Source organism: Ruegeria sp. CE6 (assembly GCF_056537485.1).
This window is the reverse complement of sequence record NZ_JBQFRR010000001.1, coordinates 1328989-1350291: the sequence shown is the minus strand read 5'-3', so window position 1 is coordinate 1350291 and position 21303 is coordinate 1328989. Positions and strand designations below refer to the sequence as shown.

At 55.8% G+C, this 21303-nt stretch carries 22 protein-coding genes and 2 pseudogenes; 14 read left to right on the top strand and 10 right to left on the bottom strand.

Features of this window, described 5'->3' with window-relative positions; translation table 11 throughout:
- Positions 1 to 568 precede the first annotated feature (568 nt).
- Positions 569 to 880, top strand: a complete 312-nt coding sequence (locus ACR0DK_RS06590; protein ID WP_480735699.1) for a helix-turn-helix domain-containing protein — start codon at positions 569 to 571, stop codon at positions 878 to 880.
- Between the two features lie 83 nt (positions 881 to 963).
- On the opposite strand, the gene ACR0DK_RS06585 is transcribed toward ACR0DK_RS06590, so the two are convergent.
- From ACR0DK_RS06585 to dctP, 7 genes are all read right to left on the bottom strand, one after another.
- A complete protein-coding gene (locus tag ACR0DK_RS06585; RefSeq protein WP_480735697.1) occupies positions 964 to 1614 on the bottom strand; it encodes an adenylate kinase in 651 nt (216 codons plus the stop codon).
- Positions 1615 to 1759: 145 nt separating this feature from the next.
- Positions 1760 to 2167, bottom strand: coding sequence for a universal stress protein (locus ACR0DK_RS06580; RefSeq protein ID WP_480735296.1), 408 nt, complete (start codon positions 2165 to 2167; stop codon positions 1760 to 1762).
- Between the two features lie 127 nt (positions 2168 to 2294).
- Positions 2295 to 3809, bottom strand: coding sequence for a malonate--CoA ligase (locus ACR0DK_RS06575; RefSeq protein ID WP_480735294.1), 1515 nt, complete (start codon positions 3807 to 3809; stop codon positions 2295 to 2297).
- A 5-nt stretch (positions 3810 to 3814) separates the two neighbouring features.
- The gene (locus ACR0DK_RS06570; RefSeq protein WP_170423171.1) at positions 3815 to 5071 is read right to left on the bottom strand and encodes a malonyl-CoA decarboxylase; all 1257 of its coding nucleotides are present in this window, start codon (positions 5069 to 5071) and stop codon (positions 3815 to 3817) included.
- Complete coding sequence (locus ACR0DK_RS06565; protein ID WP_170423173.1) at positions 5068 to 6384, bottom strand: TRAP transporter large permease; 1317 nt, start codon at positions 6382 to 6384, stop codon at positions 5068 to 5070. Before ACR0DK_RS06565 ends, ACR0DK_RS06570 begins: the two co-directional genes overlap by 4 nt.
- A 5-nt stretch (positions 6385 to 6389) precedes the next feature.
- The gene (locus ACR0DK_RS06560) at positions 6390 to 6932 is read right to left on the bottom strand and encodes a TRAP transporter small permease (protein ID WP_170423175.1); all 543 of its coding nucleotides are present in this window, start codon (positions 6930 to 6932) and stop codon (positions 6390 to 6392) included.
- 101 nt (positions 6933 to 7033) lie between these two features.
- Positions 7034 to 8020, bottom strand: coding sequence for a TRAP transporter substrate-binding protein DctP (gene dctP, locus ACR0DK_RS06555; RefSeq protein ID WP_480735292.1), 987 nt, complete (start codon positions 8018 to 8020; stop codon positions 7034 to 7036).
- 138 nt (positions 8021 to 8158) lie between these two features.
- Here dctP and ACR0DK_RS06550 point away from each other — a divergent pair, with 138 nt between their 5' ends.
- The 12 genes and pseudogenes from ACR0DK_RS06550 to ACR0DK_RS06495 all read left to right on the top strand — a co-directional run bounded on the left by ACR0DK_RS06550 (position 8159) and on the right by ACR0DK_RS06495 (position 16731).
- Positions 8159 to 8815 (top strand): GntR family transcriptional regulator, encoded by a 657-nt coding sequence (locus tag ACR0DK_RS06550; protein WP_170423179.1) that lies wholly within the window; start codon positions 8159 to 8161, stop codon positions 8813 to 8815.
- 180 nt (positions 8816 to 8995) lie between these two features.
- Positions 8996 to 9253 (top strand): metal-sensing transcriptional repressor, encoded by a 258-nt coding sequence (locus ACR0DK_RS06545; protein ID WP_480735289.1) that lies wholly within the window; start codon positions 8996 to 8998, stop codon positions 9251 to 9253.
- A 4-nt stretch (positions 9254 to 9257) separates the two neighbouring features.
- A complete protein-coding gene (locus ACR0DK_RS06540) occupies positions 9258 to 10595 on the top strand; it encodes an MFS transporter (protein ID WP_480735287.1) in 1338 nt (445 codons plus the stop codon).
- 1017 nt (positions 10596 to 11612) lie between these two features.
- Positions 11613 to 12161: an ABC transporter permease subunit gene (locus ACR0DK_RS06535; protein ID WP_480735285.1), complete on the top strand. Its 549-nt coding sequence runs from the start codon at positions 11613 to 11615 to the stop codon at positions 12159 to 12161.
- Between the two features lie 56 nt (positions 12162 to 12217).
- Positions 12218 to 12346, top strand: coding sequence for a hypothetical protein (locus ACR0DK_RS06530; RefSeq protein WP_480735283.1), 129 nt, complete (start codon positions 12218 to 12220; stop codon positions 12344 to 12346).
- Between the two features lie 48 nt (positions 12347 to 12394).
- The gene (locus tag ACR0DK_RS06525; RefSeq protein ID WP_480735281.1) at positions 12395 to 12829 is read left to right on the top strand and encodes an ABC transporter permease; all 435 of its coding nucleotides are present in this window, start codon (positions 12395 to 12397) and stop codon (positions 12827 to 12829) included.
- 221 nt (positions 12830 to 13050) lie between these two features.
- Entirely contained in the window at positions 13051 to 13791 is a 741-nt protein-coding gene (locus tag ACR0DK_RS06520; protein ID WP_223118577.1) for an oligopeptide/dipeptide ABC transporter ATP-binding protein, read from the top strand.
- Positions 13745 to 14308, top strand: a pseudogene (locus tag ACR0DK_RS06515) (ATP-binding cassette domain-containing protein); the annotation flags it as partial. The gene ACR0DK_RS06520 and the pseudogene ACR0DK_RS06515, both read left to right, overlap by 47 nt.
- Positions 14282 to 14773, top strand: a complete 492-nt coding sequence (locus tag ACR0DK_RS06510) for an oligopeptide/dipeptide ABC transporter ATP-binding protein (RefSeq protein ID WP_480735696.1) — start codon at positions 14282 to 14284, stop codon at positions 14771 to 14773. The pseudogene ACR0DK_RS06515 and the gene ACR0DK_RS06510, both read left to right, overlap by 27 nt.
- A gap of 164 nt (positions 14774 to 14937) precedes the next feature.
- Complete coding sequence (locus tag ACR0DK_RS06505; RefSeq protein WP_170465622.1) at positions 14938 to 15306, top strand: hypothetical protein; 369 nt, start codon at positions 14938 to 14940, stop codon at positions 15304 to 15306.
- A 59-nt stretch (positions 15307 to 15365) separates the two neighbouring features.
- The gene (locus tag ACR0DK_RS06500) at positions 15366 to 16094 is read left to right on the top strand and encodes a HupE/UreJ family protein (protein WP_480735279.1); all 729 of its coding nucleotides are present in this window, start codon (positions 15366 to 15368) and stop codon (positions 16092 to 16094) included.
- A 16-nt stretch (positions 16095 to 16110) separates the two neighbouring features.
- Positions 16111 to 16731 (top strand): transmembrane anchor protein, encoded by a 621-nt coding sequence (locus ACR0DK_RS06495; RefSeq protein WP_170596413.1) that lies wholly within the window; start codon positions 16111 to 16113, stop codon positions 16729 to 16731.
- 568 nt (positions 16732 to 17299) lie between these two features.
- Here ACR0DK_RS06495 and ACR0DK_RS06490 read toward each other — a convergent pair.
- Positions 17300 to 17438 (bottom strand): annotated as a pseudogene (locus ACR0DK_RS06490) (IS5/IS1182 family transposase); the annotation flags it as partial.
- An 884-nt stretch (positions 17439 to 18322) separates the two neighbouring features.
- Positions 18323 to 19084, bottom strand: coding sequence for an HpcH/HpaI aldolase family protein (locus ACR0DK_RS06485; RefSeq protein WP_223118578.1), 762 nt, complete (start codon positions 19082 to 19084; stop codon positions 18323 to 18325).
- A 200-nt stretch (positions 19085 to 19284) separates the two neighbouring features.
- Here ACR0DK_RS06485 and ACR0DK_RS06480 point away from each other — a divergent pair, with 200 nt between their 5' ends.
- Complete coding sequence (locus ACR0DK_RS06480) at positions 19285 to 20175, top strand: SMP-30/gluconolactonase/LRE family protein (RefSeq protein WP_223118579.1); 891 nt, start codon at positions 19285 to 19287, stop codon at positions 20173 to 20175.
- Here the strand turns inward: ACR0DK_RS06480 and ACR0DK_RS06475 are convergent.
- Positions 20172 to 21170 (bottom strand): ester cyclase, encoded by a 999-nt coding sequence (locus tag ACR0DK_RS06475; RefSeq protein WP_223118666.1) that lies wholly within the window; start codon positions 21168 to 21170, stop codon positions 20172 to 20174. The two genes, ACR0DK_RS06480 and ACR0DK_RS06475, sit on opposite strands and share 4 nt — an antisense overlap.
- Between the last annotated feature and the right edge of the window lie 133 nt (positions 21171 to 21303).

Genomic DNA, 21303 nt, shown 5'->3' with positions numbered 1-21303 from the left:
CCGCAGGCCGTGCAATTGCCCCGTTCTTCGACACCCCATTGGTGACATGGGTCGCAGTCATCGCAACCTTCCTCGCCGGGTTTCCTCAGTCCGCGCGCGCGAAGCCTTGTCGCAAAATACGAGTACAAGGCTGCGATCAATAATGTGTGAGCGGCGCTTGTCGTGATGACTGTCCCAATGGCATCATCCTCGACGGTCATGGGACTGCTCTCTGTAATGGGTGCTCGAGTAGTGGCTGGAATGCTGCAGAGCGCACCTTACAAGCGTCGCAAAAAGACCTTACCGACTAAACCTCCTAGAACGACATAGTCCAATTTGGTGATGCCTTATGAACAATAGATCTGGGACCGAGTGAACGTCGATCTCAATCTGGCATCTCCTGTCTTGTTCGTTGGAGGTGGCAGTAGCACTTTGCCCACCAAGCTGCTCGCATCGCGACCACTGATGCAGGTCGCCCGGTTTTTTTCTGATCGACCCTGGCGAGCGGGCGCAGAGCTTTTACATCTCTTTTTCGACCAACCTGACTCATGGGGACAACGCAATCCTTCGAACGCAGCATTGGGTGCAAATGCGTTATGCGGGCCCGATCCCGGTTTCCGAATTGGCCCGCACCGCTCGACTTGAGCTGCGCACTTTTGGATTCCGATTCCTGACGGCCACGGGTTTCACGCCATCGGAATACCTGCAACAGCGTCGCATCTCCAATGCCTGTCAGAGGCTGGAACTATCGCAGTCCAGTATCGAAACCATCGCCCGGGATATGAGGTATATGGATGTTTCAGCATTCCGCCGAATGTTTCACGAAATAGTCGACCTCTCGCCGGGAGATTACCGCAAGCGCTTTTCTTTTCTTAAAGACGCTTCGCATTTAAGAAAATGACGTCTGAACAGCCTTTCTTGGGTCTGTTTTTGCTTTGGCTAAGCGTAATTGCAAAGGTCTTATTCCTCTGCTTTCTTTTGTCATCACGACCTTGATGATATGGCGGCCTCGATGCTTCGATTGATTGCCTCGATCGGTCCCATTGCATCAACATTCGCCAAAACGCCCATATGGCTATAGTAGTCGATCAAGGGTGAAGTCTGTTCACGATATTCAATCAGACGTGCAGCGACTGTTTCGGCCTTGTCGTCAGCGCGGCGCATAAACTCAGAGCCTCCGCAATTGTCGCAGCGTTCCGCTGCCTCAAGCGGTTTGAATGTATCATGGTAACCTTCGCCACATCCTGCACAGGTAAAGCGACCGGAAATGCGGTCGACCATCTTCTTGTCATCCACCGCAAGACTGACGACAGCACTGATCTGCTGCCCCGTTTCCGCCAATAGTTGATCCAATGCGCGCGCCTGACTAAGCGTGCGTGGAAATCCGTCTAATATCACCCCTCCGGCACAGTCCGAATCCCTCATACGGTCACGCAAGATCGAAATGACGATGTCATCTCCGACGAGTCTGCCTTCAGCCATGATAGATTCCACCGCCTTGCCTGTTTCGCTGCCGCTTTCAATCGATCTGCGGAGCAAATCGCCTGTCGACAACTGAACCAAGTCAAATTTTTGCTCAAGCAGTCGGGATTGCGTTCCCTTACCGGCACCAGGAGGGCCGAGAAGGATTAACACTTTAGACGTATTCGGGCTGGTCACTCTTTTTCCTCTTAGAGAATATCGTAAACACGACTTGGAATAGACCGCTCAGTGCCATTTCAGATGTATTAGCGGTGTATGACGGTCGTGTGTGGGCGTTGCGTCTGGTCCGTAGACCAGACTATCGCACCACGTGTACGGAACAGTTTGCATGCCTGACTACGCGTGCCGCGGTGGACCCCAGAAGATAATCCTGCAATCCAGGCTGGTGGCTTGCGATAACGATGCAGTCTGCATTGTTATTCGTTGCATAATCGAGAATTCCACGGCCCGACTGTCCTTCGACAATTTCAATTTTGGAGTCCGCAACCCCGTCCACTAGTGGGCCCAGTCTGTCAGTAACACTGGTCTTTGCGATATCCAGATGGTTTTCAGGAAGCAGGTCGCTTGTGTATTGCGGAAGGTGCTCAATGACATGCAATAGAGTAATATGACCACCATCCGAGCGGAGAGTTTGTGCGACATCCAGCGCTCTTTGCGCGTCGCGGTCGGTATCAAAGGAAACAGGGACTAGAATATTTCCATACATTTCTGGTTCTCCAGCAGGTAGAAAAATTCAACAACCAGAGCAGGGAACAGGTCCGCCTGCCCTGGTTGTTGAAGTTAGGCCCGTAGCATTATCGAGAAGAGGGGCTACTGGGCCGGGGAGGGTCATCTTACGCTTCCACGAACATGTCTTTGTATTGGTCGCGCAGGATGTTCTTTTGAACTTTGCCCATGGTGTTGCGGGGCAGTTCGTCCAGCAGGATCAGTTTGCGTGGATGCTTGAACCGCGCCAAGCTACCGCGCACGGCCTCCATCATTGCGTCCAGATCGGGGGTTTGGCCCGGCTCTGCAACGATCACGCCCAGAACAGTTTCGCCGAAATCGGGATGTGGAACGCCCACCACGGCGCTTTCCAGCACGCCGGACTGGTCATCCAGAACCAGCTCGATTTCTTTGGGATAGATGTTGTAACCGCCTGAAATAATAAGGTCTTTGTTGCGGCCAACAATATGAACATAGCCGTCTTCGTCGATCCGACCCAAATCGCCAGTGATGAAAAACCCGTTCTCGCGCAGTTCGGCGGCAGTCTTCTCCGGCATCTGCCAGTAACCTTTGAACACGTTGGGCCCGCGTACCTCGATCTCGCCGATCTCGCCCTGAGCCAGCGCATTGCCGTCTGAATCACAGATCTGCAGCTCGACCCCAGGCAATGGAAAGCCCACCGTGCCTGCGCGGCGGTCACCGTCATAGGGGTTCGAGGTGTTCATGTTGGTTTCGGTCATGCCATAGCGTTCAAGGATGCGATGGCCAGTGCGTTCTGCGAACTGTACATGGGTTTCGGCCAGCAAGGGTGCCGAGCCTGAAACAAACAGGCGCATATGTGCGGCCAGATTCTTGGTGAAGCGGTCATCGTCCAGAAGGCGGGTGTAGAAGGTTGGCACACCCATCATGGTCGTGGCATTGGGCATCCGCCCGATGATCTCATCCAGATCGAACTTGGGCATAAAAACGATGCTGCTGCCTGCAGCCAGCGTGACATTGGTGGCCACGAATAGTCCGTGAGTGTGAAAGATCGGCAGCGCATGCAGCAGCACGTCGTCGGATGTGAAGCGCCATTCTTTGACCAGCGTCTGTGCATTCGACAACAGGTTGTTCTGGGTCAGCATCGCACCCTTCGATCGGCCTGTGGTCCCCGATGTATAGAGGAATGCGGCCAGATCGTCGCCATCACGGTCAACGGTGTCAAAGCTGGCAGGCATTGCTGCAGCCTGCTCCATCAGGCTGCCGCTGCCATCAGCGTTCAGGGTTTCCACCTTCGCGCCTAGCTGCGCACCAACCGGGGCGAGTTTCTCTTCGCTGCGGCTGTCACAAACGATCAGCGAGGCGCCACTGTTTTCGATGAAATAGGTCAATTCATCCACAGTGTAAGCGGTATTGAGCGGCAGGAATACAAGACCTGCCTGCGCACAGGCAGCATATAGCGCCAGCGCTTCGGGCGATTTCTCGATCTGTGCCGCAACCCGGTCGCCGGGTTTCAGGCCCAGCTGCGTCGCCACATGGGCGATTTGTGCCGCGGTGCTCAGGAAGTCCTGATGGGTGATGGTCGTTCCGTCGAGCAACTGCAAGAAGGCTGTGTCTTTACCGGCATGTGCGCCGAACAAACCGTCATAGAGAGGATTGGCCATAAGGGTTACCTTTCCTGTGTCGTGGTGAGAGAGGCTGACGCGGCAAGCGATTTGGCCTCGGACGAGGCGATTACCTCGCGGGTGTTGGCGAACTGTTCGTGGTTCTGCGCTACGCGGCCAAGGTCATAAAGATAGTTGACCATGGTGCCACCGGACTGTGCCCGGCCCTTGTCCGAAACATCCGCGTCGGCATGAACCGCATGGACCAGCGCACCGTTGCCAAGATGGAACCGTGCCACCGGATCGAACGGCAGATCGCCCCGACCTTTGGCGTTCAACAGGTAATGTGCGGCCAGTGCTTTCATCTGATCGGGCTCTTCGATGTTCCAATCGATGCCTTCCTGCGACAACCATTTGGTCAGCCCCGGAATTGGCGAGAGCGTGACGAAGGTTTTCAGCCCCGCCAACTCAGCCGACAGGTCCGAGGCCACCTGTTTGATCAGCGAATTGCCGAAAGAGATGCTGGCCAACCCGGCCTGACAGTTGGAGATCGAGTAGAACACAGCCGTATCGGCCTGATCTTCGGGCAATGGATCGCGGTCTTCGGCGAGCAAGGCCTGTACGGAACCCGGAATACCGCTGTTCAGCGCCACTTCGACAAAGATCAGCGGCTCATCAGGCATCGAGGGATGAAAAAAGGCAAAGCAGCGCCGGTCAGTGGGTTCCAGCCTGCGGCGCAGGTCATCCCAGCTGTCGATGGCATGGACCGCCTCATACGCAATGATCTTTTCCAGAATATGCGCCGGGCTTTCCCAGTTGATCGGGCGCAGCACCAGAAAGCCACGATTGAACCAGCTGGCAAACAGGTGCCGGAAGTCCAGGTCGAGCGCCTGCAATTCGGGCTCCTTGCCGCCCAGTCGCAATAGGTCGGCGCGCATCTGAACCAGCGCTCCGGTGGCACCGGGTACCCGGTTCAGACGGCGGATCATTTCCTGCCGGGCCGGTTCCACCGCAGCCGCAAAGGTGCGATAGGTCGCTTTCGAAGGGTTGCGCTCGTATTCGTCCAGTGACGAACGTACCGCCTCGGGATCGATATTCATGGCGGTGGCGAGATAGCGGAAGAACTCCAGCTTGTCGTCATCACTCAGCGTATCGAACCGGGTCAGGATTTCCTCGGCCAGCGCCAGCCCCGAAGTTTCCCCCGCTGACCCAACCAGCGCGTCGGCCAGTTCGGTCAGTGGTCGGCCATCCGGAGCCACCGCGCCGTCGCGGCGGTAACGCCGCTCGAACACGGTGGATAGAAGATCCGCCAGCAGGGTCATACCGCTGCTCCCATCACCAGGTCAGGCAGCCATGTGGCCAGACCGGGGAACAGGCACAGCAGGACAATCGCGATCACCATGCAGGCCACGAAGGGGAGAGAGCCTGTCAGGATGGTCTTGAGCGAGATGTCGGGCGCAATGCCGTTGATCACATAGAGGTTCAGGCCGACAGGGGGCGAGATCAGGCCAATCTCCATGTTGATGGTCAGTACAACCGCAAACCAGATCGGATCGAAGCCAGCGGTGGTGATGATCGGCAGCAGGATCGGTGCCGCCATCAGGATCACAGCGACGGGCGGCAGGAAGAACCCGGCGATCAGCAGGAACACGTTGACCGCACCCATCAGAACCCAGCGGTTCACGTCCAGCGTACCGATCCATTCGGCAATCGCCTGTGTGATGAACAGCGAGCTGAGCATGTACGAGAACACACCGGCAGCGGCGATGATGAACAGGATCATCACGCTTTCCTTGGTGCTGTCGCGCAGCACGACCCAGATGTCCTTGGGGTTCCACAGCTTGTAGATGATCATCGCGATCAACAGGCAGAGCAGGGCACCGACAGCAGCCGTTTCCGACGGGGTGGCGATACCGCCATACATGGCGTAAAGCACACCCAGAATGATGCCGAGGAAGGGCAGCACGCGCGGCAGAATCTCGAACCGTTCGGCCCAGGTGTAGCTGCCCGAACCCAGACGGGTCGCGTCACCGGATTTCCAGGTCGAATACAGCGACCAGGCCATGAACAGACCCACCAGCATAAGGCCCGGGATCACACCGGCCAGAAACAGACGGCCAATCGAGGTTTCGGTGGCAATACCGTAAACGATCATGGTGACCGATGGCGGGATCAGGATTCCCAGAGTACCGCCTGCAGCGATCGAACCGGCGGCGACACCGTCAGGATAGCCACGTTTGCGCATCTCAGGGATGCCCATCTTGCCGATGGCGGCACAGGTCGCGGGTGACGAACCGGACATAGCCGCAAATAGGGCACAGGCACCGAGGTTTGATACGACGAGACCGCCGGGAACACGGGTCAGCCAGCGTTCCAGCGCTTCGTACAAATCTGCTCCGGCTCTGGTAGAGGCGATTGAGGCCCCCATGATGATGAACATCGGTATAGATAGAAGGGCGAAGTTATCGAGTTTGCCGAACAGGATTTCCGGCATCAGTTCCAGCGAGCGCGGGCCGTCGAAGACGATCAGGAACCCAGCCGAGACGATCAGCAGGCCGATGGCCACGGACACGCCCGAGAAAAGAACAAGGATGGTGGCGATGGCGACAATAGCGCCGAGCAGAAGGGGGTCCATCGGCTTTACTCCAGACCAAATGGTTTATCGATGCCAAGCAGGACGGCGACGAGATCGGCGATCAGTTGCAACAACAGCAGACCAAAGCCAACTGGGATGGCGAGGTAGGGGATCCACAGACGAACGCCCCAAACGGTGTCGGATTTCCATCCGCGCTCCCATGCGAAGTGCCAATATTCGTAGCCGTAGAACAGCATGACTGAGACGATGGCGATGGACAGAACCGAAGTCAGGATCGCCATGTAAAAGCGGGCTCGAGGTGCGAGCGAAATCGGGATCAGGTCAACATTCACGTGACCGCGCAGGCGCTGCACATAAGGCAGACCGACCAGGGTTGCGGCGATGACCAGATAAATGACCGCTTCGGTTTGCCAAATGGTCGATTGATTCAGCACGAAGCGCACGATGATCATCTGGCAGGTGATGGCGACAGCAGCGACGATCATGCCTGCGGAACACCATCCAGCCAGAGTTGAAAGCGCAGCGACAAAGCGAAGGAAGGGATTGTTCCCTGTGTGGGAAGCAACGGCAGAGCTATGACCGGCCATTTGCGCCTCCTGTGATTGAGATGCAATTAAGTCTGAAGATCAGAGAAGATCAGAACCAAGATCGGATGCCGAGCGGCGGCAGGCCGCCCGGCAAGATGGGGTCATTCGACTGCCAGAGCCTTGTCCAGCAGGTCCTGCCCATCAGGAACCTCTTCTACGAAGGCCTTGTAAGATGTTTCCAGTGCCAGCGTACGCCATGCTTCGAAGTCTTCGGCGCTCATCTCCGCAATCTCAACACCGGCGTCGGCAAAAACTTTCGCCGAGTTGGCGTCCTGTTTCTTGGCCTCTTCCAAATAGAAGGCCTGTGCCTTTTCCGATGCAGCCAGCAATGCGGCTTGCTGATCTTGGTTCAGTCCGTCGAAGGTGGATTTGTTCATCAGAAGCGGCTGATACATGAACCACAGCGCCACATCGCCCGCAGGGGTATAGCAGGCAACCTGCTCGTAGATGCGGTAGCTGACAAAGGACGAGGACGACGTGTTGGCCGCCTGCAAAACGCCGGTTTGCATGGCGTTATAGATTTCCGACGACGCCATTGATGCGATCGAGGCATCAGCGCCGGCCAGCATCTGCTCAAAGGATTTACCTGCCGCGCGAGTCTGCAGGCCTGCGACATCCTCAGGGTTCGTGATGCACTTGTCTTTACCGGCGAAGCCACCGGCCAGATAGCCATGCACCAGCACCATCACGTCGTCCTGAGCCATTTTCTCTTCCAACGCCTCCATGAAGGGCGAGTCGGCCAGACGGGCAGCGTGATCGTGGTTTTTCACCAATCCCGGCATCAGCGTCAGATTATAGGCAGGCTGCTGACCGCCGGCGTAGGACAGCGGCAGTATGGTCATATCCAATTGACCGCGGCTGAGCGGCTTGTACTGCTCGCGCGGCTTGAACAGCGATTTCGAGCCGAAAATCTTGATTTCCAGATCAACGTCCGCCGCCGCAACCTCGTCTGCAACAATCTGTGCTACTTGATGGCGAATGTCCTTGTTCGACCACTGATGTGACAGGCGCAGTTCCTCCGCTGCCCCCAATGTACCTGCGGATGCAAGCGCCAACGCAGCGACGGCCGTTTTGAACACTGATTTCATTTTTTCCTCCCGTTTTCAGTCCCGGATGAGCCGGGGATGAATAGAAGCATAAGGCAGCAATGTTTTTTTAGTCAAGGTTTTTGTATACAAGATATGATTTCTTGAGTTCTCGCCTAATCACAAGTAAAACAGAAACCTATGGACCAACGACTTGCAGATACCATCGCTCAGGATTTGGAAGAGCTGATTTTTGACGGGACATTTTCGGACGGTGACCGTCTAGATGAGGTCAAACTGGCTGAGCAGTTCGGGGTCTCACGAACGCCACTTAGAGAAGCATTCCAGAGACTTGCCTTGTCGGGGTTGGTCGATCTGATAGCGCGGCGGGGCGCTTTTGTCCGACAGCCCGGCCCGGTGGAACTGATGGAGATGTTCGAGGTCATGGCCGAGCTTGAAGCCGTTTGTGGTCGACTTGCGGCGTTGCGCATTTCCGATGAAGCTTTGCTTGAACTGACCGAAGCTAACAGCAAATGCCAACTGGCCGTGGATGCGGGCAATCCCGATGCGTACTATCTGGAAAACGAGCGGTTCCATCGTATCATCTATCAACAGTCCGGCAATGCATTCTTAGAGCAAGAAACTTCCAAGCTGCACAGAAGGCTCAAACCATTCCGTCGACAGCAGCTTCGGTTCCGTGGTCGTATGGCCCAGTCCATGGCCGAACACGAAGAAATTGTCAGAGCCCTGAAAAAAGGCGTACCGGAAGAAACAGCGAATGCGCTGCGTGACCATGTCGCCGTACAAGGTGAGAAGTTTCGCAACCTTATGGCTTCACTAAAGAGCGCAGCTGAGTAGCAGTTGCCGTTAATACACGCGGAATTTCATTGTGAGCGCGACTGAGCTGGTCAGCTAGCGTTGATGCCAGTGCGCCATTGAAACAGATCTCAAGTATAATCGAGTCAAATTTCGAACCCATATTGACGCGGCAGGATTTCCTATTGTCCTATCCCCCTGGTAGGGATATGTGGTTGCGATATGAATCACAAGCACACCTCACACCCAACGATTATCGCGCGGCTTAAGCGGGCCGAAGGCCATCTTGCGAAAGTCATCAAGATGTTAGAACAGCAGAGTCCCTGCACAGACGTCGCGCAGCAACTACACGCGGTTGAAAAAGCAGTTACGAACGCAAAACGAGCGCTTATTCACGACCATATCGATCACTGTCTGACGGGCAGCGATGATTCCAGGCAAGCCGCGGAAGAATTGAAGAGTATTAGCAAATATCTTTGATCCGATGCTTTCAGTTCTGAAAAATCGAACATATCGCCATCTGTTCTTCGCCCAAATCGTAGCGTTGTCGGGCACTGGTTTGGCAACAGTGGCTCTCGGCTTGCTCGCCTTTCAGCTTGCCGAAGATTCTGCTGCGTTGGTGCTGGGAACTGCGCTCACGATCAAGATGGTCGCATATGTCACAGTGGCGCCTTTAGCTGCCGCATTCTCGGAACGTCTGGACCGGCGCGCAATGTTGGTCGCGTTAGATCTGGTCAGAGCGGCAGTTGGCTTGGCGTTGCCCTTTGTTTCCGAGGTATGGCAGATTTATGTGCTGATCTTCATCCTCCAATCGGCATCCGCCGGGTTCACACCGACCTTTCAGGCAACCATTCCTGATGTCTTGCCGAATGAGAAAGAATACACCAAAGCACTTTCTCTTTCGCGATTGGCCGTGGATATGGAGAGCTTGTTGAGCCCGATTTTGGCCGCCGCACTGCTAACGGTCATGAGCTATGACAATCTGTTCTGGGGCACCGTCTTGGGCTTCCTTGCATCAGCCGTTCTGGTTGCATCCGTATTACTGCCATCGCCGAAACCTTCCAAACCGAGAGGTATCTACGATCGGACAACACGCGGAATGCGGTTATATCTCAGGTCGCCCCGATTGCGAGGATTGCTTGCGGTAAATTGGGTCATCTCTGCTACGGGCGCCATGGTCATTGTCAACACAGTTGTCATTGTCCGCAGTGATTTGGGATTGTCAGAAAGTGCCGTCGCTTTGGTTCTTGCCGCTTTCGGGGCAGGGTCAATGATGATGGCGATGACTATCCCGAGCTTGCTGGATTACCGCAGCGAGCGCGCGGTCATGCTATCCGGTGCAATACTGAATATACTTGCATTGGCGCTATTGGCCCTCAGCGTTGTAGCCATTCCTATATCAATGTCGACCATCATGGTTGGCTGGTTTACGATCGGCGCGGGGTACTCAGCAATGCTCACTCCTGGGGGGCGTGTTCTGACGCGGTCCGCCCATCCTGAAGATCGGCCTTCCGTGTTTGCAGCGCAGTTTGCATTGTCACACGCCTGCTGGTTGGTCTTTTACCCGGTTTCCGGCTGGTTGATCACTGAATTCGGAACCTTGGTTACGATGCTCGTGCTGGCGGTTCTGGCGTGCCTCGGCTTGATTACGGCATGGTGTATCTGGCCAATAGACGCAGATCTACCTGTAAAGCATGAGCATCCAGATTTGCCGCCCGACCACCCTCACCTGAAAGGTGCGGGGCCACACAAACATGTGATCATCGTCGACAGTTTGCATCGCCAGCTGACGCGCTCGGTGCGAGCCTCTGATCGCCTATGAGGTGCTGCTATTCGAAAAGCCCTTAATAAATGTGTAGACATAATGATATATTGCATGTTTATAAAAGATGGTATTGGACGTGTTTATCCGTCTTCACTAGGCATTCAGTGCCAAAGGTAAACGCCTTTTGTCTGAACCACCCATGGATGGGAGCGAAGTTGGTTGCAGAGCTACAACGTATAGAAGCACCACCCCGCTTCACTTTACGGGCTGTCTATACTGGGCCCGCACAGTGTATTTTGGACTGATTCTTGATTGTCTGACAGCCTCACTTGTAGCTGGTTCTCATGTTCATAAAGATCGGGCAGTCACCCATCAGGCAGAAGCGTCAGCCAAATCGGCTCCTGTGGCTCCTGGGCTGGGTGCTCAATTCGCTTCACGACATGTGTCGCACAATCAAAGTAACAAATCCTCGGACGACGACAGTGCTCCGGTAAAACTCACTGCCAACCACAGCACGACGCATGTACATGAAGTACCTTTTGTCGCATTTCAGATGGCGACGGCGGCCGAGCGGGGTTATCGATCGATCTGCCTTGTGTCGTCACGGTGTTCGCAGGTGTTTGAGCTGTCAACGGACATTTTCCATCCTCCAAGACTTGGGTGATCGCACGCATGAAGTTCACGTATCGCACGGGCTGAAATCTTCTTCAGACTGATAGCGAAGTGTCCGCCCACCCGGGCAATCTAATGCGCAATCAAAAGTCACATCAGAAGCTCTGAGTATTGACGTCGGACTTTCTGACCCAACAGTTTTTGAGAATCGAAATGCCAATTCTTACCCGCCGCGCCGCGCTGATGGCCGAGCGTGTCGTCGGCCCTTTGGCTTAGGCGGAACTGGTTGCACAGATCGAGGACGAGCTGGGCCTGAACGACCCTCTGCCCGTCCGCTATGTCCGATGGCTGGGCGATGCACTGACCGGTGATCTGGGCATCTCGCTGCGGTCCGGCAAACCCATCGGGCAGGAGTTCGCCGAACGCCTGCCCATAACCGCCACCCTGCTGATCTGGGGTGGTGTGATCGCCTTTTTCCTATCGCTGCTGGTCGGCCTTGCGGGCGCAATCAGTAATGGTGGTTGGATCGACAGGCTGCTACGGGTGTTTTCGCTGCTGGCGGCCTCGACCCCCAATTTCTTTGTCGCGGCTCTGCTGGTGATTCTGTTTTCCGTCACGCTGGGCTGGCTGCCCGCATTTGGCGGCGCAGGCGTGGCCAGCCGGATCATGCCGTGCCTGACCATTGCGCTGTTTCCCGGCGCGGTGCTCAGCCGTGTGGTGCGCGTCGGCCTGCAAGAGGTGATGGCTCGCCCTTTCGCCACAACTGGCTTTGCCAAGGGATATGGCCGGTCAGGCGTGCTGCTGCGCGAGGCGCTGCCCAATATAGCTGTGCCTTACCTGACCACATTCGGCGCGCAGTTCACGCTGATGATCATCGGGTCGATTGTGGTCGAGACGGTCTTTGCCCTCAAACGGCGTCGGCGCGTTCTTCATCGAGGCGATCCGGTTCCGCGATTTCGTCTCGATGCAGGCGATCCTGCTGACCTTCATCGTGTTCTTTGTGTTCGTTAACCTGTTTGTCGACCTGCTGTGCATGCTGATCGACCGCCGCATCCGGAGGCAGAAGAATGCATATCCTGAAAAAATTGCCGTGGCTGGTGATCACCCCTGTGGCCTTGTTCACCTTGATCGCCATTCTCGCTCCGTGGATCAGCCCATATGATCCAACTGCGCAGAACTATGGCGCCATCCTGTAGGGTCCTAGTGCCGCCCATTGGCTTGGCGCCGACTATCTGGGCCGCGATATGCTCAGCCGTCTGATCAATGGCGCGAGTGTGTCTCTGTTTGCCATTTCTATGGTGCTGGCCTCGGCGTTGTTGATTGGCGTGGTGATCGGGTCGTTAGCAGGCTATGCCGGCGGCAAGGTCGAGCTTGTGCTGATCAGCGCCATCGAGATCGTACTGTCGCTGCCCAGCCTGATCGCGGCGCTGACCATGGCATGGTGGGCCAACTATACCCGCATGAGCCGCTCCGTCGTCGCATCAGAACTGCATCAGCCGTATATCGAGGCCGCGCGGATCATGGGTGCGGGCCATGTACGCATATTCTCGCGCCATATCCTGCCGCATGTGCTGGCGCTGGTGGTGGTCTATGCCTCAGCGGATTCAGGCGCGCTGGTGCTGGCGATTGCCACGCTGTCCTTTCTGGGTTTGGGGGTCGAACCGCCCACACCGGAATGAGGCCAGATGTTGGTCGACGGCATGAGCTATCTTGAGGAATATCCCCGCCTCGTCATCGCGCCCGTTCTTGCCCTGACCATGGTGGTGGTCAACTTCAACCTGCTGGGTGAACATTTCGCGTTGTAAAAAGTGCCGCGCGCGCTGAACCCGCGCCGTTTGCGTAAGCTAAAACGGGAACGCCTCGGCGACGAGGCCGAGATTCAGGCCAAGGAGGTCAAAGCATGACCCAACCCGTCTTTCAAATCGAGGATCTTGTGATCGATCTTTACACTGAGCAAGTCTCGGTCCGGGCGGTCGATACCGCCTCGCTGTCGGTGATGCCGGGTGAGATTCTGGCAATTGTCGGCGAAAGCGGATCGGGCAAAACGGTGATGACGTTGGGCCCGTTGGGCCTTCTGCCCGAAGGCGTATCAGTCGATATTCGCGGCAGTGCTGTGTGCGGCGGGCAATCGCTGCTGAACCGCTCCGACCGGGTGCTGGCGGGCAATCCGCGCGTGCTGATCGCGGATGAGCCGACAACGGCACTGGACGCCACCGTGCAGGCGCAGATTCTGGAACTGATCAAGGATATCCAGCAACAGGAAGATATCGCGGTGGTGCTGATCACCCATGATATCGGCGTGGTCGCTTCGGTCGCCGACCGCGTGGCGGTGCTCTATACGGGTCGGGTGGTGGAAAGCAGCACGGTTGCGCAGGTGCTAACCGCACCGGTGCACCCTTATACGCAGGGGTTGCTGGCCTCGGTCCCTAATCTGCGGGCCAACAGCAACGAAGTACCCAAGGGCATCCCCGGATCGTCCCCTGATCAGTCGCGGCTGCGCACCGGTTGCCCGTTCGATACGCGCTGTTCGCGCATGCTCCCGGTCTGCGCCACCCAACGCCCGGCGCTCATCCCGGTGCCTGAGGACGGGATTCATGTCACAGCCTGCCACGCGGCGCAGGCGGAACTGGAAAGTGCCTGAGATGGAGACGCAAAACGCAATCGAGGTTCACGACCTGAAGGTTCATTTCCCCGGCAGCGGCCCCGACCGGATGGTGCGTGCGGTGGATGGCGTAGATCTGACCGTCGCGCGCGCTTTTCACGCCATCGTTGGCGAATCCGGCTGCGGCAAGACCGCACTGGCGCGAGCCATGGTCGGGCTGCAACCGGCCACATCGGGTTCGGTGCGCATTCTGGGGCAGGATCTGGCCGACGGGATGCGCGACCGTAAGGCGCTGGCAAAACAGATGCAGTTCGTGTTCTAGAACCCGCTGGGTGCGCTTAGCCGTCGCCAGACGGTTTATCAGTCGCTTGAGGAACCCCTCTCGATCCACAGGTTCGGTCGCAAGGATCGTCAACAGCGCATCGCCCGACTGATGCATCTGGTGGGGCTGCCTGAAACGGCGGGTGAGCGTCTGCCACGGTCTCTGGCCGGCGGGCAACGGCAGCGTGTCGCGATTGCTCGCGCCCTGATGCTAGAGCCCGAAATTCTGATCTGTGACGAACCGCTTTCAGCGCTGGATGTCTCGACTCAGGCGCAGATCGTGAAGCTGTTCGTAATCCTGCAGCAGGAACTCGGCCTGACGGTACTGATGATCTCGCACGACTTGGCGGTGGTGCGGGAAATGTGTAGCGACATGACAGTGATGTATCTGGGTCGCGTGATGGAGAAAGGTTTAACCGAGAACCTGTTTAACGATGCACAACATCCTTATACCCAAGCGCTTTTGTCTGCTGTCCCGTCTCCCGACCCGCGTATTGAGGCAACCAGGCAGCGCATCGTACTACACGGTGACCCGCCCAGCCCAATGGACCGGCCACCCGGATGCCGTTTCCAGACGCGCTGTCAGCGGGCGCAAGACATATGCCGGCAAAAAGGGCCAATTCTCACAGGTCAACACAATGAACACGCAGTTGCGTGCTATTTTCCTGGTTCGGCTGCACCGCGAGAACACGCAAATTGAAGTCCTGATCTGTCGAGAAGGAGATCTTTAGGCCTTTTCGGCAGATCGGAGACTTCCCGCTGACAATGATATCCAGGGTTGCGAGACAACGATTATTGACGCTAAGTGATTACGATAGCGCATGAAGAAAAACGGACGGAAAACCGTCGCGGGCAGGAACAGTTATGCAGATTGTGTCGGGCAGACAACTGGCTGATTGGATCAGACACGCGTTTATCGCGATGATGGTTCTATGCGTATTTGCCTGGTCAGTGGCCCCGTCTTTCACACACTCTGCCAACTATTTGCTTAGCGTGTCAGAACGCAGCCAGATAATGGGTGATCACGGCCATTCCCATGGCGAAGCACTGGACAATTACTGGGCGCTGCATGGCCATAGTCACGATGCGGTCGATCATGATCACAGCTCGGCGATCCTGTTCCTGGTTGCCGAGGCGGAATCGGTCGACAGATTTAGGTTGCCTGATGCGCTGGAACCGTTTCTGGACAAACCTGACCCCATATATAGGCTTGACCGACCTCCGCGCGTGTGACCGAACCCGCTTTTGCGGGGTTTGACGATCAATCACACAACATAGCGGAGAAATATCTCATGCAAACCGTCCAAAGGGGCCGGTTAGGGGAGGCTATGCGCCAATCCCTGACGCTGGCAGCCCTTGTCTTTGCGGCGCTCGCCTACAGCGCGTCTTATGCCGCAGCCCATAACGTCACGGCTGGCGATGCCGGCTATATTCAACAGATCTGGGGCGTCAAACTGATCCCCTTCGCCTATCTGGGTGCCAAGCACATGGTGACGGGATATGACCATATCCTGTTTCTGTTCGGGGTCGTGTTTTTCCTGTACCGGGCCAAACATGTCGCCACCTATGTCAGCATCTTTGCCGTGGGCCATTCCACGACCATGCTGCTTGGCGTCTACTACGGCTGGAACGTCAATGCTTACATTATTGATGCCATCATCGGTTTGTCTGTCGTCTACAAGGCGCTGGACAATCTGGGAGCGTATCAGCGTTGGTTCGGCCATCAGCCCAATACCAAATGGGCCACGCTGATCTTCGGCTTTTTCCACGGCCTTGGTCTCGCAGCCAAGATTTTGGACTATGATATGCCCGAAGACGGGCTGTTGCCCAACTTGCTGGCCTTCAACGTCGGCGTCGAAATCGGCCAGTTCATAGCCCTTGCCCTGATCCTGATCTTCATGGGGTTTTGGCGCAAATCCAAATTCTTCTGGAAACACGCCTATGGCGTCAACGTCGCGATGATGGCGGCTGGTTTCGTGCTGATGGGATATCAGCTGACCGGCCTGTTCGTCTCAGCCTGAATAAACGGAGATACACATGTACAATTCTGAAAAACCAAGCCCCGAAGAACTGCCTAGCTCGGCCCAGTTGATCAAGTCCACTATCATTGCGGCCGTGGCCGCTGTGGTTTTGCTGGTGACCGTGGTTCTGCCCGCAGAATATGGCATTGATCCCACTCGGATCGGCAGTGTTCTTGGTCTGACCGAGATGGGAGAGATCAAGACCGATCTGGCCGAAGAGGCCGCTCGGGACGCGCAGCAGGCACCAGAAGATCAATCCAGCTTGTTTAAGGATATCTTTGGCGCCTTTGTGGGCGCCGCCTATGCGCAGCAAAGTGCCGAGCCCTGGGCGGATGAATTCTCGTTCACTCTGACCCCTGGAGAAGGAATCGAGTGGAAGCTGGTCATGGATGAAGGTGCTGTGACTGAATTTGATTGGGTTGCCGAAGGCGGCCGGGCAAATTTTGAACTCCATGGCGACAACGCTGACGATTCCATCAGCTATGAGAAAGGCCGTGGCAAAACCGGTGCAAAGGGAACATTGGTTGCCGCATTCACCGGCAATCACGGCTGGTTCTGGCGCAACCGTGATAAGCAGGACATCACGATCACCGTGAAGCTGCGCGGTGCCTACAGCGACATCAAGCGCACCTATTGATATCTTAACGCCCCGTTTCGTCTGAAACGGGGCGTTCCACAGATCATTTGGCTCACGACCCGTTGCGTGAAATTACTCTATCTCAGTTGCTTAATTTAATTCCTGAAAGCTTCGGATGGGTTTGAACATCCGTGGCGCTTTCTTGTTCTCCTTCAAGGAATCCCAAACCGCTGACACATAGGACACAGGAGCGGCGATGCCTGCGTCTAGCCGACTGTGAGGAACCGATATTCGCTTAGAATGTGTAGGTTTAGGCTGGCCGAGAATTCCGGCGGCGAGGATTTGTTTTCCAAGCCTAAGTATCCCCACACAAATGCTACCAGTTACTGTCCCCGATCTTGAAATGAGCGGTCGAAAGCGAATTCCAATCGAAGGGGAGAATCCCAATCCGTTCGAAACAGGCTGGCGCAATCACTTTCCTTCAATTCTATGATACGCGCAGCTGTCTTGGTGTGTGATGTACTTCGAATTCCCATCAAATTTCGAAGTCTTCTTCTACGCGAATTTTTACAGATTAACCCTACATAAGCAGTCGATACCCAAGCCTTATTAGCTTCATGATACCATACTAATAGATGACGGTTTCCGCGAGCGCCGGCTGCGAGCAAGACCTTTGGACATCGGTCAAAGCGCGTCGCCACGCGTCTCCAACTCTTGAGTCTGTCGGACATGATCTCGTTGCGGTTTTGCCGTTTGTAACGGCGCTTCCGTCGGCTGTTGAGGGTCCTGCACGGGCCATAAGCGACAGGAGCGCCACACCAGCGCAAGCCATTGTGATTGAAGAAAACTATTCCATTAAATACACACCTATCGTCGACCCGGGGCTTTCCAAGCGAGTTCGGCAAGAAGGACTTAGACGTGCGATCTGCCCGCCAGCCAGCCTGAAAAGATCACGCATTTCAAAGTTCCGTTATCGATGCCGTGAGGCATGCAGTGCGATCTTAATCAATGAAGCCGGGCGTTGGTCTCTTCTTTAGTGAATTCGTCGACCGCTTTTTCTTAATGGCGTTGCGCTGGTGGCAAATCTGCGGAGGATCTCGAAAAACTGTTCAACAGTTTCCGGGTTGAGGCGGACGAGCGTTTCCTATCCGGCCGCCGCGAACCTCTGCGTCAATCAGACGATCATAAACCCTACGAACCAGTTCGGCGCAAGGTGGTCGAGTTTTTCCTGCTACTGGCGGAATCGCCGATCAAATAGTGCTGGAACGGCTACATTACGGATGCGGCAGATGGTCTGCCGCGTTTGCAAACTCTTACCTCTGGTCTCTGGACATCTATGGGGATTAACGTGTGCGGTTTAGGATATGCGACGGTGACTGGTGAACTGCTAGACGAACTGCTCTTGGGCCAACGCCGTGCAGTTTCTGATCTCGACTGTTACTATTAAACCTAGCCCGTTTAGCGATTTTTGCCTGATCAAGGCGGGTACGGCGGACTGGAGAAAAACCGACAGGACACCGCTATTCAGCGAAGCGAATAATCCGCAATCGCGCATCGCATTTCTAGCAAAGAAAGTACTGTCGTCGCAGCATTTACCAGCCCGCGGATATTTCGATCCCAAGGCCCTTTCCACTAAAAAGCCCTGTGCGTTTCACGTCCTCGCGGTGCCATGGAAGTTCTCAGCTTCCGCGTTTGCAGCGCGAAGCATGAAGGCGTGTTCCGAAGCGACGAAGATCATGGTCACCCCATAGTCGCGCAGCTTGAGTCCGGCTTCTGCGCTGGCTGCAAAGGTCATCAGCGTCTTGCCATGTGCTTTGGCTGCAACGCCCGAGCGTCGCATTGCATCAAGAACCTGTGGGTCGGACTGATCAGTCACGCCGTAGCACACCGCAAGATCCGCAGGTCCTACAAAAATCCCGTCGATGCCCTCGGTCGCGGCGATATCATCAACTTCTGCGACGCCTTCTGGTTCTTCGATTTGGGCAATGATAATTGTCTCTTCTTCGCTTTGCTTGAGGACATCAGCCATGGATCGAGTCGCAAACCCTGCCCACCGGGTTGATCCGGCATAGCCGCGACCACCATGGCCAAAACGACCCTCGCGCGCAATGCGACGGGCCTTTTCGGCGCTGTCAACATGCGGCACAACAATACCTGTCGCGCCACTGTCAAGCGCCTTGAGAATCTCGTCCGCCGACCCAGTCGGCACCCGCACCAACGTCGGCAGCCCCAGTGCGCGCGCGACGGCGAGGCAGATATCCAACCGACCCCGGTCAAAGGGTGCGTGTTCCGCATCCAGGCACAGGAAGTCCAGTTTCGACTTGGCAATTATCTCGACCAGTTCATGGGCTGGTGTCTTGAGAAACGTTCCGACGAGAGGTTCGCCAGAAAGCATGCGTTGTTTGAAATTCATAGGAAAGTCCTGACGGTTTTGTTTGGGCGGCACATGGCAATTGGCAGCCAAGCGGTTTGGAAACATCGGCCATAGCGTAGAGCATTGACGTTGGCAGGGCCAGACTATCGAACAGTCGTTATTGCGTTTTCACCCGAAACGCTGTTCTTGTCGAGGCTTGCCGGTAGTGTTGGCAGGCGCAACTCTGAAAAGGTGTTCACATGGTATTCGATATCCGTTCCAAATGCTTCACAGATCTGGTGCACTCTGACGCTCAACTGGAAGAAATCGCTAGCGGTCTGGGGTTTACCGAAGGGCCAATATGGCACCCCGAAGAGCATTGGCTGGTATTTTCGGACATTCAGGAGAGCCATCAATACAAGTGGAGCGAGGGTGAGGGAGTTCGCGTTTTTCGCACCCCATCCAACCAAGCAAACGGAAATTGCTTCGACAAAAGCGGGGCAGTGATCTCTTGCGAGCACGCCAGTTCGCATTTGGTACGCCATGATCACGGCGGCAAGCGGGTTACTTCGATCGCCACGCATTTTGATGGCAAAGAACTAAACAGCCCCAACGATGTTATCTGCGACTCGCACGGTCGGATTTGGTTCACTGATCCCAGTTTTGGTCGTATCCGAGAGGATCTTGGCATTCTGAGAGAGCAGGAACTGCCGGTGCAAGGCGTGTTCCGGCTGGATCCCGACGGCACCTTACACCTTGTCGCGGATGATTTTCAGCAACCCAACGGGTTGTGTTTGTCAGCTGACGAAACAAGGCTGTTTGTCAATGACAGTTGGGGTGGCCATATCCGCGTCTTTGATGTCGCCACTGATGGCTCACTGACCGGTGGGGTGGTCTGGGCCGATGTTGTTGGCGATGGGGAAGGGGTACCGGACGGTATGAAGTGCACCCGCGACGGCCAGATTTTGTGCAATGGTCCCGGCGGTGTACATCTGTTTGATGCCCAAGCGCACTGCCTTGGTGTCATTCTGACGCCGCAGAAATCTACCAACTTCTGCTTTGGTGGAGCCGAGTTCAGCATGCTGTACATCACTGCCAGCACGTCCGTTTACCGTATTCCGACCAAAATGATCGGCCTGCCTATGATCTAAGAACCACCGTGGGTCATGCGGTCCAGAATATCGACACCCTGTTGCTTCCAGAAATGAAGCAGATCGATGAAAATCCAGTTCTCGGCCAGTTTATCACCTTTGCGACGATAAATGTCTATCACCCGGAACTCACCGGCTTTGTCAGTGGCAGGCATCCCCATGAACCCGCCGGTTGGTCGGGCGGTAAAGTTCGGCCAGCCAAAAAAGCCGCCATAGTGGCCCTCGGCGATGCGGCAGATATGGTTGGTTTTTGACCGGTCGGCAAACCCAGCACGGAACGGGCCAGCGTGTTGTTTGGCGTAACGTTCGATTGTGTAGGTCGCACCGATACCGGATGGCCCCCACCAGATCATGTCTTCGCACCATGTGCGGCGCAACTCATCTTCAAGGCTGAGCCCGCTGTCCCACCGCCCAAGATCGGAGATCATCGCGTTGATAGCGGCCAATGTCTTTTGGCCGTCTTCGGCGGGTTGAGGCGTGAACATCAGGCCGTCATGGGTCATGGGCCCGGGCTGGACAAGTTGTGCGGCGGTCTGCGGCGGGAAGGGCTGCAACCCGGCCTGAATCATGAAATGCGGGATGTCGAAATACATCGCGGTTTCGACAATCTTACCGTGCTCAATCCAGTTGAACTCGCAATAGCGCAGCAAGGCCATTTTTCCGGTTGGCGCAATGCCCAGCCAGTCCTTGTCAAACAGCCCCATGAGATGGCCCATCGAAACAACCCAGACTGAATTGAACCCGTCGATTTCATTTTGACCAGCCATGAACACGTCCATCCGACGCTGCAAGTTAGTTAGGCTGTGATTCAGCGGCTGCCAGAATTTTTGCGCCACGTTGCTAGCGCCACGCAACTCGTTGAACGGGTGAAAGCCGCGCCACAGGAGGTCCTCGGCGCAATACTCAGCGATCACATCAGAGTGGGCTGATTCCTCTGCATCGCTCAGAGCTTTGTAGAAGTTCAGGACAATTTCTTTCTCGGCTTCGTAAGACATATCTATTACTTTCAATGCTTTGCCCGGAGGGAAGCGTCAGTCTTTAGCAAGATTGCGGGCGCTTTTGCATTCGCTTGCAAAAAATACTTGCCAGATGTTCCTTTGGATGTCTATGCTTTTGCAAACGTATGCA

Coding starts and splice junctions, on each gene's coding strand:
- ACR0DK_RS06590 (WP_480735699.1), top strand. CDS start 569: ATGCGTTATGCGGGCCCGATCCCGGTTTCCGAATTGGCCCGCACCGCT.
- ACR0DK_RS06580 (WP_480735296.1), bottom strand. CDS start 2,167: ATGTATGGAAATATTCTAGTCCCTGTTTCCTTTGATACCGACCGCGAC.
- ACR0DK_RS06575 (WP_480735294.1), bottom strand. CDS start 3,809: ATGGCCAATCCTCTCTATGACGGTTTGTTCGGCGCACATGCCGGTAAA.
- ACR0DK_RS06570 (WP_170423171.1), bottom strand. CDS start 5,071: ATGACCCTGCTGGCGGATCTTCTATCCACCGTGTTCGAGCGGCGTTAC.
- ACR0DK_RS06565 (WP_170423173.1), bottom strand. CDS start 6,384: ATGGACCCCCTTCTGCTCGGCGCTATTGTCGCCATCGCCACCATCCTT.
- ACR0DK_RS06560 (WP_170423175.1), bottom strand. CDS start 6,932: ATGGCCGGTCATAGCTCTGCCGTTGCTTCCCACACAGGGAACAATCCC.
- dctP (WP_480735292.1), bottom strand. CDS start 8,020: ATGAAATCAGTGTTCAAAACGGCCGTCGCTGCGTTGGCGCTTGCATCC.
- ACR0DK_RS06550 (WP_170423179.1), top strand. CDS start 8,159: ATGGACCAACGACTTGCAGATACCATCGCTCAGGATTTGGAAGAGCTG.
- ACR0DK_RS06545 (WP_480735289.1), top strand. CDS start 8,996: ATGAATCACAAGCACACCTCACACCCAACGATTATCGCGCGGCTTAAG.
- ACR0DK_RS06540 (WP_480735287.1), top strand. CDS start 9,258: ATGCTTTCAGTTCTGAAAAATCGAACATATCGCCATCTGTTCTTCGCC.
- ACR0DK_RS06530 (WP_480735283.1), top strand. CDS start 12,218: ATGCATATCCTGAAAAAATTGCCGTGGCTGGTGATCACCCCTGTGGCC.
- ACR0DK_RS06525 (WP_480735281.1), top strand. CDS start 12,395: ATGCTCAGCCGTCTGATCAATGGCGCGAGTGTGTCTCTGTTTGCCATT.
- ACR0DK_RS06520 (WP_223118577.1), top strand. CDS start 13,051: ATGACCCAACCCGTCTTTCAAATCGAGGATCTTGTGATCGATCTTTAC.
- ACR0DK_RS06510 (WP_480735696.1), top strand. CDS start 14,282: ATGCTAGAGCCCGAAATTCTGATCTGTGACGAACCGCTTTCAGCGCTG.
- ACR0DK_RS06505 (WP_170465622.1), top strand. CDS start 14,938: ATGCAGATTGTGTCGGGCAGACAACTGGCTGATTGGATCAGACACGCG.
- ACR0DK_RS06500 (WP_480735279.1), top strand. CDS start 15,366: ATGCAAACCGTCCAAAGGGGCCGGTTAGGGGAGGCTATGCGCCAATCC.
- ACR0DK_RS06495 (WP_170596413.1), top strand. CDS start 16,111: ATGTACAATTCTGAAAAACCAAGCCCCGAAGAACTGCCTAGCTCGGCC.
- ACR0DK_RS06485 (WP_223118578.1), bottom strand. CDS start 19,084: ATGAATTTCAAACAACGCATGCTTTCTGGCGAACCTCTCGTCGGAACG.
- ACR0DK_RS06480 (WP_223118579.1), top strand. CDS start 19,285: ATGGTATTCGATATCCGTTCCAAATGCTTCACAGATCTGGTGCACTCT.
- ACR0DK_RS06475 (WP_223118666.1), bottom strand. CDS start 21,170: ATGTCTTACGAAGCCGAGAAAGAAATTGTCCTGAACTTCTACAAAGCT.